The organism is Pantoea sp. S61 (genome assembly GCF_016625145.1).
GTDB classification, from domain to species: domain Bacteria; phylum Pseudomonadota; class Gammaproteobacteria; order Enterobacterales; family Enterobacteriaceae; genus Pantoea; species Pantoea rwandensis_B.
In genome coordinates this window covers 56,502-72,207 of record NZ_JACVUO010000007.1, presented here as the reverse complement: position 1 = coordinate 72,207, position 15,706 = coordinate 56,502, and the positions used below count along the sequence as shown (strand labels likewise).

The window sequence follows — 15,706 nt, the reverse complement described above, 5'->3', positions numbered from 1 at the left end:
CAGTAAGCGCCTGAGCCATCGCTCGTTTTCCGCCTTGCCGCGACTCGAAAGATTTAGGGTATCTCTTTTTTTACCTTAAAAGATAAGGAGATCGCGCATATGGCTTTTCAGCGCTGGCAAATCGGATTGGACATCCAAAACGGGCAACTCTGCGCCCTGGGCATTGAACGCCGACGTCATGGCTGGCAGTTACGCCATTGGTGGCAACAACCGCTGCCGCACGATACGTTACGCAACGGCGTGTTGCAAACTACCCCACTGTTACAGGAGATGTTGACGCGCTGGCAGCGTCATCTGCCGAAACGCTATTCACTGCGAGTTGGCTTGCCGCCGCAACTGGTGTTGCAGCGAACATTGCCGCTGCCAGAAACCTCGCTCAGTGAGCCGGCGATGAGCCGTTATGTGGCATCCTCGGCACCACGCCTGTTTCCGGTTGAACCCGCCACGCTGTCGATTGACTACCGCTCGGCACGTAATGCAACGCAACTGTGCATTACGGCGGCACGGCGTGAAGTGATTGCGCAGTGGCTGGCGCCGCTAAAGGAGGCTGGCCTGCGACCCGATGTCTTTGAACTGAGCAGCCTGGCGTTGACCCAAATCGCCATGCGCATGCCGCTGCATCGTGACCAACTTTTAATCCATCCGCTTAGCGATCACTGGCTATGGACGTTAGCCAGTGAGCCGGGCACTTCAGGCGCGGCCACAGAACCTCTAACGCTGGCGAAACTGCGTGAAACCTTCCCTCAGGCATCGTCCATCTTTTGCACCTCGGCCTTCAGCCTGGCTGAACCCAGCGTGACGCACTGCCGACCGCTCTCATTACTGCACTATCGGCAGCCGCCACTGCCCGCGCAAGAAGGTGAGTTTGCTATTGCGCTCGGTCTGGCGCTGCGCCCGGAGGATGCATGATGCTGGCCGTCAATTTATTACCCTGGCGCGTGCGGTTGCAGCAGCGCCGCCGCCAGCAAAGTTTTTCCCTGTTGGGATGCGTCCTGCTGGCGACGGTAATGATGGTGCTGTCGTTATGGTGGCGCGGAAGCCAGGCACAGGGCCAGATGCACAGGACGTTGGCGGAGATCAGCCAACAGCATGAAGCGTTGCAACGCCAGTTGACGCAACAGCAACTGCTGCTGCAGCAACGCGATGAGCTATTAGAGGCGCAGCTGATACGGCAGCGTAAAAAGGATGAGCATCAGCGCTGGCAACAGTTCTGGCAGCGCTTGCCGATGTTGATGCTGGACACGCTTTGGCTCAAACGGGTGGAGCGGCGCCAGGGCATCTTGCTGTTCGAAGGGCAGGCGCAGAGCATGATGGCGATCCAGGATTTTCGTCATCAATTGATGAGGCAGCCGCTGTTTGCCACGGTAAAACCGGCCAGCGTGCAGCGCCAAACTGCTGGGCACTATCGATTTGTCTTGCGCGCGCGGATGCAGGAGAACATCGGTGAATGATGCATTGCAGCGCTGGCTCGCTTTAGCCCTGATGTGGCGCATTGCCTGCCTGTTGGGCATGTCTCTGCTGCTGATGCTTTTGGCGTGGTGGGTTTTACTACGCCCGCAGCAACAGGTCCATGCTGCCCAATTACGCCAGCAGGCGGTGATGTCACAGCAGGTGATGCAGCGTCAGCAGCTATTGGCTGCACGACCTGCCATCAACCTGCTGGAACAGGAAATCGCACGGTTACAGCAACCCATTAGTGGCGTCACTGAGCAAGTTACGCTCGAAGCTTTGATCACCGAGCGTGGCGAGCAACTGGAAAGCTGGCTGCCGGATAATCAGCCACAGCAGTTACAGCTGCGGCTCGGCTGGACGCAATTTGTCCCGCTGTTTTCAGAGTTGTCATTGACTCGCCTGCCTGTACCGCAGCGCTTTGAACTCAAAGAAGAGCAGGGATCGCTGAACACACAGCTGTGGCTGGAGGATGGAGATGCGCCATAGTGCATGGCTGTTAGTACTGTGGAGCGGCTTTACGCTGGCACGCGATCCCTTTCAGCCGCAGGCCGAGGTGCAATGTCGGATGCAGGTGGCTGAACCTGATGGCTGGCGGTTGCAGGGCATTATCGGTACTCCCACGCGCTATGTTGCCTGGCTACGCTCACCAGAAGGAAAAAACCATCGGCTTGGCCCTTCGGCTCGGTTACCGCGCTCAAGCTGGCAGGTGGCAGCGTTAACCGCGAATAGCATGACCTTGCATGTCGCGCAAAGCTGCCCACCGCAGCAAATCACCTGGTCTATAAAAGGAGGATATTATGAAATGGATGACACTACTGCTGTGCCTGAGTTTTAGCCTGCCCCTGCAGGCAAATGAGGAACGCTTAAGCCTGGTGTTTGATGATGCTCCCGTTGAACGTATTTTGCAGGCGCTGGCAGATTATCAACAAACCAACCTGCTGATTGCACCCGGCGTTGAAGGGCGATTATCACTGCGCCTGGAAAATGTAGGATGGGAGCGCGCACTGGCGCTGGTGACCCGGTTGGCAAAACTCACCGTGGTGCAGGAAGAGGGCGTGCTGCTGGTTTACCCCGAAAGCTGGCAACAGATGCAGACACAACAGGCGAAAACAGAACATGAGGAGCGGCAACAGCGACTTCCTCTCGAACAGCAGTCCGTCACGCTGCATTACGCCAATGCCAGCGATGTCTATCGTAGTCTGCAAGCGGAGCGTTCACTCCTCACTCCACGCGGCAGTGTCACGGTCGATAGCCGCACCAACAGCTTGTTATTGCGTGACACCGCCGCCGCGCTGCGTGATGCCTCGCGCTGGTTGCGCGCGCTGGATATGCCACTCGAACAGATCGAGTTGTCTGCCCACATCATCACTATCAATGAAGAACATCTGCGTGAGCTGGGGGTGAACTGGCACACCGCGCCTGCGCAAAGTGTGACGACGGCATTGCATCATCCACAACTGGCGATCCCATTGGCCGTGAATAGTCCTGCGTTGCGCGTGGGCGTCACGCTGGGGCAGGTTAGTGGGGAATTGTTGAATCTGGAACTCAGCGCGCTCGAGCAGGAGAACCAAATCGAAATCATCGCCAGTCCGCGGCTTTTTACCTCTCACCAGCAAACCGCTTCCATTAAACAGGGAACCGAAATTCCTTACGAGGTGAAGTCGGGCAGCAGTGGTGCAACGGCGATTGAATTTAAAGAGGCAGTGTTAGGGATGGAAGTGACGCCCATGGTGCTGGGGAATGGACGGATTCAGTTAAAACTGCGCTTAAGCCAGAACATGCCGGGGCGCAGCCTGAACGTGGGTGAAAGCAACGTGCTGAGTATTGATAAGCAGGAAATTGAAACGCAGGTGACGCTGCGTGATGGCGAAACGTTGGCGCTGGGCGGGATTTTCCAGCAACAGCGCATGCAGACCGAACAGCGTGTACCGTGGTTGGGTGAACTGCCCTTGCTGGGAACGCTGTTTCGTCAGCAAACCAAAGAACATAAAAAGAAGGAGTTGGTGATCTTCATTACCCCCAGACTGGTCAGGGAAGCAGCGCTTACTACCGGATAAAGCGGAAAATTCACTCTGATTTGCCATCTGCGTTGACGCAGGGCAGGAATTAGCTTACAAGGTTTAGCGATTTTTAAAATGGTGTAGCGGAACGCGGCAGGATAACCTTCCGATGGGCGTCAGTCACAAGCGATACTGGCGTCAGAATATATTTTCCCTAAATAATTCGAGTTAAAGCACGGCGGTGAAAGCGTTAATTCCTAAGCTTATATCTGTAAGTTTAAGGGACGCGAAGACACGGCCAGCGCGCATGGTGCTTGAAGTGTGAGGGAAAACAGGAGGGGCGTTACCGTCTCGCGAACCACAGACCGGTCCTGTTACAAGGTCGCCGGGGGCAATTTATTCGGTTGCCAAACGGCCATGAGTGTTGAGATAATTTTCCGTCTGACTCTTGTTAATGCTCATGAGGTCTCAGTTCCTGTCCCGCCAGCACTATGCTGAACGCGGGGTATCATCAACGAATTCTTAGTAATACCGATAAAATGGCAGAGAAACGCAATATCTTTCTGGTTGGGCCGATGGGTGCCGGCAAAAGCACTATTGGTCGTCAGTTAGCTCAGCAACTCAATATGGAATTTTTCGATTCCGATCAGGAAATTGAGCGACGTACCGGAGCGGATGTAGGCTGGGTATTTGATGTGGAAGGCGAAGACGGTTTCCGCGATCGCGAAGAGAAGATCATTAATGAACTCACCGAGAAACAAGGCATTGTCCTGGCGACCGGTGGTGGTTCTGTCAAATCCCGTGAAACCCGCAATCGTCTCTCCGCCCGCGGCGTGGTCGTTTATCTTGAAACGACTATCGAAAAGCAACTTGCTCGTACACAGCGTGATAAAAAACGTCCGTTGTTGCAGGTTGAAGAGCCACCGCGCGAAGTACTGGAAGCTTTAGCTGGCGAACGTAATCCACTTTATGAAGAGATCGCTGACGTCACTATTCGCACTGACGATCAAAGTGCAAAAGTTGTCGCCAATCAGATCATCAACATGCTGGAAAAAAATTAATCCAGCGCCCTGACGGCTCAGCAATAGGTATCGGTCATCATGGAGAAGATCACTGTCTCACTCGGGGATCGTAGTTACCCCATCACCATCGCTGCCGGACTGTTTAACGATCCGGCTTCTTTTTGGCCGCTAAAAGCAGGCGATAACGCCATGCTGGTGACCAATGAGACGCTTGCCCCGATCTACCTCGATAAGCTGTCAGCACTGCTTTCGCAGGCGGGCGTAAAGGTGGATCAGGTGATTTTACCTGATGGTGAAAAGTACAAGACGCTCGCTGTGATGGACGATGTCTTCACCGCGCTGCTGCAGAAACCGCATGGACGTGATACCACGTTAATTGCGCTCGGCGGCGGTGTGATTGGTGATCTCACTGGGTTTGCCGCTGCGAGCTATCAACGCGGTGTGCGCTTTATCCAGGTACCGACAACGCTGCTGTCTCAGGTCGACTCTTCAGTCGGCGGTAAAACAGCCGTCAACCATCCGCTGGGCAAAAACATGATTGGTGCCTTCTACCAGCCCGCCTCAGTGGTGGTCGATACCGATTGCCTGGCTACGCTGCCGGCGCGCGAATTGGCGTCTGGTCTGGCGGAAGTGATCAAATACGGCATTATCCTCGACGGGGAATTCTTTCAGTGGCTGGAGCAGAATCTTGATGCTCTGCTGGCACTGGATCAGCAAGCCCTGGCCTACTGTATCCGTCGCTGCTGTGAACTCAAAGCTGAAGTGGTTGCCGCCGATGAACGTGAAAACGGTCAACGCGCACTGCTCAATCTGGGCCATACTTTTGGTCATGCGATTGAAGCGCACATGGGCTATGGCAACTGGTTACACGGTGAAGCGATTGCGGCGGGAATGGTCATGGCTGCCCGTACCGCCGAGCGGCTGGCTCAGTTCACTTCGACGGATACCGATCGCATTATTGCGCTATTTTTGCGAGCGGGTTTACCGGTGCACGGCCCGGCAAGCATGCAAGCAGAAGCGTATCTTCCGCACATGATGCGCGATAAAAAAGTGCTGGCGGGTGAAATGCGTTTGGTGCTGCCTCTCGCAATTGGTCGCTCTGAAGTGCGCGCAGGTGTGGCACATGATATGGTGCTGGCTGCGATTAACGATTGTATAAAATACTGAAGATATCCGGAATAAGTTGAGCTGCAGCAAGGTGGCCATCGCATGCGTTCCAGGCGCTGACATCAGTGAGATGTCTGGATGCATAGGATGCAGCCAACGTCGTTTCAGCTCGAAGTATCACGGATAAAGCAGTGAGTGGTGATGCGGTGCGTGGGAAGCGTGCTGTTTTACGGAGGAGGCTAGATGGATGAGTTCAAACCGGAAGACGAGTTAAAACCTGATGCCAGTGACCGCCGTCCAACGCGGCCACGCAAAACGTCTTCTGCGCCGAAAGCGAAGGTACCTGTTTCTCGTCAGCATATGATGATGGGGATCGGCATCCTTGTTCTGCTGTTGGTGGTGCTGGGTATTGGTTCGGCATTGACCGGTCCGGATGATAAGAAACCTGCAAACACGGCCAGCAATGGCAATGCGGCGCCAACGGCAACCGGTGGTGAAAAGAACATCGACCTTTCCGGCTCGACGTCCATGAGTGGCCAGCAAAGCGCCACACCTTCAGTGGACACACCGCAGACGCCAGCGACATCCTCCTCTTCAGCAGGCGGCGATTCCAACTCGATTTCTATGCCAGCAGTGTCTTCAACGCCGACGCAAGCTGCACCTGTCGATACGCCAGCCAATCAGCAACGTGTAACGCTGCCGGGCGATCTCAACAGTGCGCTGAGCAATCAGCAAGGCCAGGTTGATAACGCGGCACAGGGTGCACAAGGCAACAGTTCATTGCCGACCGCCCCTGCTACCGTAAGCGGTAACGGTAAAGCGATGACGCCTCCGGCGATGCGTTCTGAGACACCTGCGCGTACCAACAGCAATGGTTCACGTGAAACGCACAGCAACACCGCGCATAAAGCGCCGACCACGTCGAAACCGGCAGCCGGAGCAAAAGAGAATAAAACGCATACCACTGCCGCGCACAATGCGCCGGTGAGCGCCAGCAGCGGTGCCAGTAAGTCACTGCCAACGGGCGGTAGTTACACGCTGCAGTTGAGCGGTGCGTCGAAAGAAGAGAGCCTGAATGCCTGGGCGAAGAAACAAAATCTGAGCGGTTATCACGTGTATAAAACCACGCGTAACGGTCAGCCCTGGTATGTGTTGGTCAGCGGTGCTTACGCTACGCCAGCCGATGCCAAGCGTGCAGTGGCATCACTGCCGGCTGAAGTCCGTGCGGCAAATCCGTGGGTAAAACCGTTGAGTCAGGTGAAGAAAGAAAGTCAGTAATTGATGTGGGGCTGCGATCGCGCGGCCCCGTTTAAAGCGCAAAGCTGCTGTCGGTTCCACCACAGCCTATAATTAAGATGTAATAACCACGACAGCATGAAGAAAAATCGCGCTTTCCTTAAATGGGCCGGAGGGAAATACCCGCTGCTTGACGATATCCGTCGTCATTTGCCACAAGGTGACTGTTTAGTCGAACCTTTTGTGGGTGCCGGTTCCGTGTTCCTCAACACCGATTATGATCGCTATCACCTGGCGGACATCAACGGTGACCTAATCAATCTCTATAACATCGTTAAAAACCGCACGGCTGAGTTCATTGAAGACGCGCGGCAACTGTTCACGCCTGAAGGTAATATCGCAGAGACCTATTACGCGCAACGTCTGGCATTTAACGCCAGCAAAGATGAATATCAGCGTGCATTACTGTTTCTCTATCTCAATCGGCATGGTTACAACGGTTTGTGCCGTTACAATCTGCGCGGTGAGTTCAATGTGCCTTTTGGTCGTTATCGCAAACCTTACTTCCCGGAAGCGGAGCTGTTGTGGTTTGCCGAACGGGCGCAAAAAGCGACCTTTGTCTGTGAATCGTACGATGTTACTCTGAACAACGCCCCTGCTGGCTCAGTGGTTTATTGCGATCCGCCGTATGCGCCCTTGTCGGCGACGGCGAACTTTACCGCGTACCACACCAATAGCTTTAGCCTGCGCGAGCAGCAGCATCTGGCCGAGCTGGCAAATAAGCTGGCACATGAAAACAGCATACCGGTGCTGATTTCCAACCACGACACGCTGCTTACGCGTGAGTGGTATCAGAATGCGGTTTTACACGTAGTCAAAGCCCGGCGTTCCATCAGCCGAAGCATAAGTGGTCGCACTCAGGTTGACGAACTGCTGGCGCTTTTCCGCTAGCCTGTTTCGTCCGCGACCAACGCATTACGCCAGCTCTGGCTGGCGCACAAAATTGGGAGAATCGGATGAAACAATTTTTGCTGGCCCCTTCAATTCTTGCTGCTGACTTTGCTCGCCTGGGCGAAGATACCGCCAAAGCGCTGGCAGCAGGCGGGGATGTGGTGCATTTCGACGTGATGGATAACCACTATGTGCCTAATCTGACCATGGGGCCAATGGTGCTGAAAGCGCTGCGCGACTATGGCATTACGGCACCGATTGATGTGCATCTGATGGTGAAACCGGTGGATGCGCTGATTCCAGAGTTCGCTAAAGCGGGCGCGACTTACATTACCTTCCATCCTGAAGCCAGTGAGCACGTTGACCGCACGCTGCAACTGATCAAAGAGCACGGCTGTAAAGCGGGTCTGGTGTTCAATCCGGCGACGCCGCTCGATTACCTCGACTACGTGATGGATAAACTCGACATCATTCTGCTGATGTCAGTGAACCCTGGCTTCGGCGGTCAATCTTTCATTCCTGGCACGCTGGACAAATTGCGTCAGGCGCGTCGTCTGATTGATCAAAGCGGTTACGATATCCGTCTGGAAGTGGACGGTGGCGTGAAGATCGATAACATCGGTCAGATCGCGGCGGCAGGTGCGGATATGTTTGTGGCTGGTTCAGCTATCTTTGGCCACCCCGATTACAAGAAAGTGATCGACGAAATGCGCGGCGAACTGGAGAAAGTTAATGGCTCATTTCACTGATATCCGCGCGCTGGCGTTTGATCTCGATGGCACGCTGGTCGATAGCGCACCGGGTCTGTCCCAGGCCATCGATCATGCTTTAGGTGATTTGCAGCTGCCGCCGCCCGGCGTTGCGCTGGCCTCCACCTGGATTGGCAATGGCGCAGATGTGATGATGACACGCGCGCTGACCTGGGCATTAGGCCGCGAACCGCACGCCGAGGAGCAGCGCGACGCGCGCTCGTTGTTCGATAAGTACTACGCCGAAACAGTGGAAGCGGGCAGCACGCTGTTTCCGCAGGTGAAAGAGACGCTGGCGGCGCTGCACGCCAAAGGCTTGCCGATGGCCATCGTCACCAATAAGCCGACGCCGTTTGTCGCGCCTTTGCTGCAATCGCTGGGCATTGCCGATTTCTTCACGCTGATTATTGGCGGTGATGATGTGGTGGTGAAAAAGCCCCATCCGGCAGCGATCTTCCTTGTTTTGGGTCACTTTGGCGTACTGCAAAAAGAATTACTGTTTGTCGGTGATTCTCGTAATGATATTCACGCAGCTCAGGCTGCGGGTGTACCCAATGTCGGTATGACTTTTGGCTACAACTATGGCGAGCCGATTGCCGCCAGCAAACCCGATTTAACTCTCGATACTTTTAGCGAACTTTTGCCCGCTCTCGGGCTGTAATTATCAGGATATAACATGAGCAAACCCATCGTTTTCAGCGGCGCCCAGCCTTCCGGTGAACTGACCATTGGCAACTATATGGGTGCGCTGCGTCAGTGGGTGCAGATGCAGGATGATTTCCACTGCATTTACTGCATCGTCGATCTGCACGCCATCACCGTTCGTCAGGACCCTGCTGCGCTGCGCAAAGCCACGCTGGATACGTTAGCGTTGTACCTTGCCTGCGGTATCGACCCGGCAAAAAGCACCATCTTTGTACAGTCGCATGTGCCTGAGCACGCGCAGCTGAGCTGGGTGCTGAACTGCTATGCCTACTTTGGCGAGCTGAGCCGTATGACGCAGTTTAAGGATAAGTCCGCGCGTTATTCTGAAAACATCACCGCGGGTTTGTTCGATTACCCGGTGCTGATGGCGGCCGATATTCTGCTGTATCAGACCAACCAGGTGCCCGTGGGCGAAGATCAGAAGCAGCATCTGGAACTGAGCCGCGATATCGCCGGTCGTTTCAACGCACTGTATGGCGATGTGTTCAAAATTCCTGAGCCGTTTATTCCGAAATCAGGCGCACGTGTGATGTCGCTGCTGGAACCGACCAAGAAAATGTCGAAGTCGGATGACAACCGCAACAACGTGATCGGCCTGCTGGAAGACACCAAAGCGGTAGTGAAGAAGATCAAACGCGCGGTAACTGACTCCGCTGAGCCGCCAGTCGTACGCTACGACGTCAAAGAAAAAGCCGGTGTCTCTAACCTGCTGGATATCTTGTCGGGTGTCACCGGCAAGTCGATTCCACAGCTGGAGCAGGAATTCGAAGGCAAGATGTATGGCCACCTGAAAGGCGAAGTGGCGGAAGCGGTTTCCGGCATGCTGACTGAGCTGCAGGAGCGTTATCATCGTTTCCGTAATGATGAAGCTTTCCTGAATCAGGTCATGCGCGATGGTGCCACCAAGGCCCGTGCGCAGGCGCAAGAGACACTGAAGAAAGTCTACGAAGCAGTGGGTTTTGTGGCTCAGCCTTAAGCGACGAGCGGTATGATCTAACAACGGCGAGTTGTCATGACTCGCCGTTTTTTTATGAATTTGCGCGTAAGACCTCGCCCAATCGTACGGGTGCAGCCAAGTTTAAAACCAGCGTAACTGGCGGCGCAGGCTGACCACGCGCCCGACGATAATCAGCGCTGGGCTGGCAAACTGCTGCGCCAGCGTGTTGAGTTCAGCCAGCGTTGCGGTCTCTACCCGTTGCTCTGATGTCGTGCCGTTCTGCACGATGGCGACCGGCATTGTTGCATCCATACCATGCTGCAACAGCTGGCGCTGAATCTCGGGTGCCTGATTCAGGCCCATGTAGAACACCAACGTTTGCTGTTCTGCTGCCAGCTTACTCCACTCAATTTCGCCCTGCTGTTGCAGATGGCCGGTAACAAAGCGCACACTCTGGGCGTGATCGCGATGTGTCAGTGGAATGCCGCTGTAGGCGGCACAGCCCGATGCGGCGGTAATACCCGGTACCACGCTGAACGGAATGTGGTGCTGTGCCAGCACCTCCAGCTCCTCGCCGCCACGACCAAAAATAAAGGGATCGCCGCCTTTCAGTCGCACCACACGTTTGCCGCTCTGGGCCTGCTCCAGCAGAAGCTGGTTGATTTGTGACTGTGGGACGCAGTGATGTCCCGCCTGTTTACCGACAAAGATGCGCTCTGCATCGCGGCGCACCAGGTTGAGAATCGGTTCGGATACCAGGCGGTCATACACCACCACATCGGCCTGCTGGATACACTGCAACCCTTTTAGTGTCAGCAATCCGGCATCGCCCGGACCCGCGCCCACCAGCACCACTTCACCTTGTTGTGACAGCGGCGCATTGAACAGCGTATCAACGATATGATCGGCGCGTGGCTGGTCGCGATTCGCCAGCGTTTGTGCCAAACGATCGCTGGCAAAGAAGCGTTCCCAAAAAGCCCGGCGCTGTCCCATGCTGGCGAAAGTGTTCTTCACCCGACTGCGCAGTGTGCCAGCGAGTGAAGCCAGTTGGCCTAAATGCTGTGGCAGCATCGCTTCCAGCTTCTCGCGTAGCAGGCGAGCCAGCACCGGAGCACGACCACCGGAGGACACCGCAATCATCAGCGGGGAGCGATCGATAATCGATGGCATGATAGCGCTGGCTTCCTGTGGTGCATCCACCAGATTGCAGAAGATGCGGCGTGCTTCGGCAGCATCGCCCACTTGCTGATTCACGGTGTCATCGTCGGTGGCGGCAATCACCAGCCAGCAGCCTTCTAGCCAGCACTCTTCAAAGGTGCCGGACATGAGGTGCAACTTTCCCTGCTCGGCCCACTGCTGAAATACAGGGGAGAAATCCAGTGCGCCGACGTGCAGATCGGCACCGGCATCCAGCAGCAGGCGCGCTTTGCGTTCTGCCACATCGCCACCGCCAACCAGTAAGCAGCGTTTGCCCTTCAGGCGGCAAAACAGTGGAAAATAGTCCATCGCTCATCCTCAAAAAAGCCCGCGAGCCGTGCGATGGTAATCAGTTAAGCAACTTAGTTTCGGTACGCATAATCCGTAGCGGCGCGATTTATCGCGCAGGCGCTTAAACACGCGCAATAAATTGCGCCGCTGCAAATCTGTGTGACCGTTAATGTTGATAACGTGATTCACATAACGAGGTTCGTGGGCTTAGAAACATTTAAACCGATTTGAGCGCAGCGGCTTGTGTCGCCACTTGCGGTCTTTGAGCTTGCGGGGTGGCGTACCAATAACCGAGGCCCATTAACACCATACCAGAGAACATATTACCCAGCGTCACCCACAGCAGGTTATGGCCGATGCCGCTCAAGGTGAGTTCGGCATTATGCTGACCAAACCACGACAGTGCAAAGACCGTCATATTCGCGACAGAGTGCTCATAGCCGGAGGCGATAAAGGCCAGCAGGCACCACCAGATGGCAATGAATTTTGCCGTGCCTTCGGTGCGCACTGCCATCCAGATCGCCAGACACACCAGCCAGTTGCACAGCGCCCCTTTAAAGAACAGCGCTATTGCCGGTTGCGTGGTTTTCGCCAGCGCCGCGCTGTGAATCAGTGCGCCTGCATTGGGCAGCATCGCGCCTGCCGCGTAGTAATAGAGCAGGGCGACAAATACCGAGCCGATCAGGTTGCCCAGCCAGGTTTGCGGCAGCACACACCACATCTGACCCTGGCTAATGCTACCGGCTTTAACGCCCACGGTGAGGAACATCGTATGGCCCGTAAACAGTTCTGACCCTGCAATGATCACCAGGGTCAGAGCGATACCAAAGGTAGCGCCCATGACTAACGGACGCCAGGCTGGATCGGCCAGATTGCCGAGGGTGAAAATCAGGATGATGGCGAGGCCAACGTAAGCGCCCGCCATCGCCGAACTGATCCAGAAGGCCAGCGGGCTGTGTTGTGCCGTACGCACAATGCGCGCCGCGTTGGCGGCGCAGGTATTCAGGGTGTCAGTAAACATAGTGACGTCTCATAAAGTAAAAGAATTCTGTCAGGCGCACACTTCGACCTGGCCCGCAGTAACGCGCACCGGATAGCTCGCCACGGAACGGGCGGCATCTTCCAGGCAGACGCCATCGCTTAAACGGAAGCGCTGTTTTTTCAGCGGGCTGGCGACCCACAGCGTGTGCTGATGTTCGGCAATCAGGCCGCGTGACAGCACGCTGGCGGCGGAGAAAGGATCGATGTTACTCAGCGCATAGAGTTGCTCATCATCATGCGGACGGAAGATGGCAATCTGCTGGCCTTTCACCAGCGCGCAGACGCCGGTGGCAGGCAGGATTTGTTCGAGTTCACACACGGAATGCCACTGGCTCATGCGTCGATCTCCTCAATCTGGGTGATGGCAATACGCTCGGCAGGGCTTGCCGGACGGTGCTGATCGCGCTGAGCGACGTGCTGCACCAGCGGATCGCGCTGATCGCTGTTGATGAAGGTGCTGAAGTGGATGTGCTGCCGGGGATCGTTCACCGTTGCAGTCCATTCACACTCGACTTCAGCCCGAAGGCGCGCCAGTTCAGCTTCCAGCTGCGCATTCAGGCTGAGTTTGTCATCGATAATCACGCTGCGCAGATAGTCGATACCGCCTTCCATGCTTTCCAGCCACAGCGAGGTACGTTGCAGGCGGTCACCGGTGCGGATATAGAACATCATAAAGCGGTCGAGATAAGTCAGCAGGGTATCGCGATCCAGGTCCGCTGCCAGCAAATCGGCGTGGCGTGGCTTCATGCCACCGTTGCCGCACACATACAGATTCCAGCCTTTTTCCGTCGCGATAATGCCGACATCTTTGCCCTGCGCCTCCGCACATTCGCGTGTGCAGCCCGAGACGCCAAACTTCATTTTGTGCGGTGTACGAATGCCTTTGTAGCGGTTCTCGAGCTCGATACCGAAGCCGAGGCTATCGCCGACGCCATAGCGACACCAAGTGCTGCCCACACAGGTTTTTGCCATGCGCAACGCTTTGGCATACGCCTGGCCGGTTTCAAATCCGGCATCAATCAGCAGCGACCAGATGGCAGGCAGGTCATCACGCTGGGCACCGAACAGGCCAATACGCTGCGAGCCGGTGATTTTGGTGTAAAGGTTGTACTGGCGCGCCACCGCACCGATCGTCATCAACCCTTCTGGCGTGATTTCGCCCCCGGGTGAGCGCGGGATGACCGAGTAGGTACCATCTTTCTGGATATTGCCAAGGAACAGATCGTTGCTGTCCTGAAGTGGCGCGAGTTGCGGTTTGAGCACATAGTCGTTCCAGCAGGAGGCCAACAGCGAGCCCACGGTCGGTTTGCACACTTCACAGCCATAACCCTGACCGTATTTCGCCAGTAAGGCTTCGAAGGAAGTGATCTCTTCGACACGAATCAGGTGATACAACTCCTGGCGTGAATAGGGGAAGTGCTCGCACAGGTGATTGTTGACTTCGATGCCCTGGCGGCTCAGTTCCGCGTTGAGCACCTGAGTGATCAGCGGAATGCAGCCGCCGCAGCCCGTTCCGGCACGGGTATCGCTTTTCAGCATCGCCACGGTATGGCAACCGCCTTGCACCGCTTTGACGATATCGCCTTTACTGACATCAAAGCAGGAGCAGATTTGCGCGCTGTCCGGCAGGGAATCGACGCCCAATACCGGCTTCTCGCCACTGCCTGCTGGCAAAATCAAACCTTCAGGATTATCGGGCAGCGCGATGTTATTCAGCGCCAGCTGCAGCAGATTGCCGTAATCACTGGTGTCACCGACCAATACCGCGCCGAGCAGCGTGCGGTTGTCTTCGCTGACAATCAGGCGTTTGTAGATGTGCTTTTGCTCATCAAGCCACATATAGCTGCGCGCGCCCGGCGTGCGGCCATGCGCATCGCCAATACCACCGACATCCACGCCCAGCAACTTAAGTTTGGCGCTCATATCGGCACCAGAAAAGGCACTGTCGCGTCCCAGCAACGCATCGCTGGCGACCTGTGCCATTTTGTAGCCCGGCGCGACTAAGCCGAACAGCCGGTTCTGCCAGGCTGCGCATTCGCCGACGGCATAAATCGCCGGATCGCGCGTCTGGCAGCGGTCGTTGATGGCAATGCCGCCACGCTGGCCGATTTCCAGCCCACACTGTTTTGCCAGCTTGTCTTGCGGACGAATGCCGGTGGAGAACACGATGAAATCGACATCCAGCGCGCTGCCATCGGCGAATTCCAGCGTCTTACCGCCTTTAGCGTGGTGCACAATTTGCTGGGTATTTTTGCCGGTGTGCACACGCACACCCATTTGTTCGATCTTACGACGCAGTTGCTCGCCACCTTGCGCATCCAGCTGTTCCGCCATTAATCCGGGCGCGAACTCAATTACATGGGTTTCGATACCGAGGTTTTTCAGTGCGCCTGCCGCTTCGAGGCCAAGCAGACCGCCGCCAATCACGGCACCGCGTTGGCTGCGGCGGGCGCAGGCTTCTATGGCGTTGAGATCTTCGATGGTGCGATAGACAAAGCAGTCGCTGCCTTCGGCGCCTTTTATCGGCGGTATCCACGGATAAGAGCCGGTGGCAAAAATCAGCGTGTCGTAATGCACCGCGCGACCGGTATTGGAGTGAATCAGTTTTTCGTCGCGGTTGATGGTAATCGCCCGTTCACCGATCAGCAGTTTGACCTGATGTTTTTCGTAATAGCCGGGGCGAACCAGTGACAGCTCTTCAGCGGTGTGATGGGAGAAGTAGGCGGAAAGGTGGACGCGGTCATAGGCGACGCGCGGTTCTTCACAAAAGACGGTAATGGAAAATTGGCCGGGCTCGGCTTTATCGATCAGTTCTTCTATAAAGCGGTGGCCCACCATGCCGTTGCCAATGATCACGACACTGTGCTTGCTCATGCTTGCCTCAAAAATTGCGGTATCTGCGCTTACGATAGCGCGCTACATCAGGCGCTTATTGATGCACATCAAGCACACCTTCATATACCTATTTAGAGGTATGTAATTGATTTTGAACGAAATAGATAAGTGACTTATTTGGTT

Annotated in this window: 16 protein-coding genes; 12 read left to right on the top strand and 4 right to left on the bottom strand. The window is 55.6% G+C overall.

The features are described from left to right. The first annotated feature begins 99 nt into the window (after window positions 1-99). The 12 genes from pilM (at window position 100) to trpS (ending at window position 10,198) form a co-directional block, all read left to right on the top strand. Window positions 100-909: a pilus assembly protein PilM gene (gene pilM, locus IAE30_RS15140; protein WP_200680291.1), complete on the top strand. Its 810-nt coding sequence runs from the start codon at window positions 100-102 to the stop codon at window positions 907-909. Continuing rightward, window positions 906-1,451 (top strand): PilN domain-containing protein, encoded by a 546-nt coding sequence (locus IAE30_RS15135; RefSeq protein WP_234465510.1) that lies wholly within the window; start codon window positions 906-908, stop codon window positions 1,449-1,451. The genes pilM and IAE30_RS15135 overlap by 4 nt, the downstream gene beginning before the upstream one ends. After that, complete coding sequence (locus tag IAE30_RS15130) at window positions 1,444-1,938, top strand: hypothetical protein (protein ID WP_038644281.1); 495 nt, start codon at window positions 1,444-1,446, stop codon at window positions 1,936-1,938. The genes IAE30_RS15135 and IAE30_RS15130 overlap by 8 nt, the downstream gene beginning before the upstream one ends. Next, window positions 1,928-2,287 carry a HofP DNA utilization family protein gene (locus IAE30_RS15125; protein ID WP_045833784.1) on the top strand — a complete coding sequence of 120 codons (360 nt, stop codon included), beginning with the start codon at window positions 1,928-1,930 and terminating at the stop codon, window positions 2,285-2,287. The genes IAE30_RS15130 and IAE30_RS15125 overlap by 11 nt, the downstream gene beginning before the upstream one ends. Then, on the top strand, window positions 2,250-3,509 hold the full coding sequence (gene hofQ / locus IAE30_RS15120; protein WP_200680290.1) for a DNA uptake porin HofQ: 1,260 nt from the start codon (window positions 2,250-2,252) through the stop codon (window positions 3,507-3,509). The genes IAE30_RS15125 and hofQ overlap by 38 nt, the downstream gene beginning before the upstream one ends. 482 nt (window positions 3,510-3,991) lie before the next feature. Then, the gene (gene aroK / locus IAE30_RS15115) at window positions 3,992-4,513 is read left to right on the top strand and encodes a shikimate kinase AroK (RefSeq protein WP_034820046.1); all 522 of its coding nucleotides are present in this window, start codon (window positions 3,992-3,994) and stop codon (window positions 4,511-4,513) included. 39 nt (window positions 4,514-4,552) lie between these two features. Further along, window positions 4,553-5,641 carry a 3-dehydroquinate synthase gene (aroB, locus tag IAE30_RS15110; RefSeq protein ID WP_200680289.1) on the top strand — a complete coding sequence of 363 codons (1,089 nt, stop codon included), beginning with the start codon at window positions 4,553-4,555 and terminating at the stop codon, window positions 5,639-5,641. A gap of 183 nt (window positions 5,642-5,824) precedes the next feature. Then, a complete protein-coding gene (locus IAE30_RS15105) occupies window positions 5,825-6,859 on the top strand; it encodes an SPOR domain-containing protein (RefSeq protein ID WP_038644285.1) in 1,035 nt (344 codons plus the stop codon). Window positions 6,860-6,955: 96 nt separating this feature from the next. Continuing rightward, on the top strand, window positions 6,956-7,768 hold the full coding sequence (gene dam / locus IAE30_RS15100) for an adenine-specific DNA-methyltransferase (protein ID WP_038644286.1): 813 nt from the start codon (window positions 6,956-6,958) through the stop codon (window positions 7,766-7,768). A gap of 65 nt (window positions 7,769-7,833) precedes the next feature. Next, entirely contained in the window at window positions 7,834-8,517 is a 684-nt protein-coding gene (gene rpe, locus IAE30_RS15095) for a ribulose-phosphate 3-epimerase (protein WP_034819612.1), read from the top strand. Then, window positions 8,501-9,178, top strand: a complete 678-nt coding sequence (locus tag IAE30_RS15090) for a phosphoglycolate phosphatase (RefSeq protein WP_200680288.1) — start codon at window positions 8,501-8,503, stop codon at window positions 9,176-9,178. Before rpe ends, IAE30_RS15090 begins: the two co-directional genes overlap by 17 nt. Window positions 9,179-9,193: 15 nt before the next feature. Further along, window positions 9,194-10,198 carry a tryptophan--tRNA ligase gene (gene trpS, locus IAE30_RS15085; RefSeq protein WP_034819607.1) on the top strand — a complete coding sequence of 335 codons (1,005 nt, stop codon included), beginning with the start codon at window positions 9,194-9,196 and terminating at the stop codon, window positions 10,196-10,198. A gap of 102 nt (window positions 10,199-10,300) precedes the next feature. On the opposite strand, the gene cysG is transcribed toward trpS, so the two are convergent. From cysG to nirB, 4 genes are all read right to left on the bottom strand, one after another. Beyond that, window positions 10,301-11,665 carry a siroheme synthase CysG gene (gene cysG, locus IAE30_RS15080; RefSeq protein WP_038644288.1) on the bottom strand — a complete coding sequence of 455 codons (1,365 nt, stop codon included), beginning with the start codon at window positions 11,663-11,665 and terminating at the stop codon, window positions 10,301-10,303. Window positions 11,666-11,864: 199 nt separating this feature from the next. Then, window positions 11,865-12,668, bottom strand: a complete 804-nt coding sequence (nirC, locus tag IAE30_RS15075) for a nitrite transporter NirC (RefSeq protein WP_200680287.1) — start codon at window positions 12,666-12,668, stop codon at window positions 11,865-11,867. 30 nt (window positions 12,669-12,698) lie between these two features. Next, window positions 12,699-13,025, bottom strand: coding sequence for a nitrite reductase small subunit NirD (gene nirD, locus IAE30_RS15070; protein ID WP_038644290.1), 327 nt, complete (start codon window positions 13,023-13,025; stop codon window positions 12,699-12,701). Further along, window positions 13,022-15,562, bottom strand: coding sequence for a nitrite reductase large subunit NirB (gene nirB / locus IAE30_RS15065; RefSeq protein ID WP_200680286.1), 2,541 nt, complete (start codon window positions 15,560-15,562; stop codon window positions 13,022-13,024). Before nirB ends, nirD begins: the two co-directional genes overlap by 4 nt. Window positions 15,563-15,706: the final 144 nt, after the last annotated feature.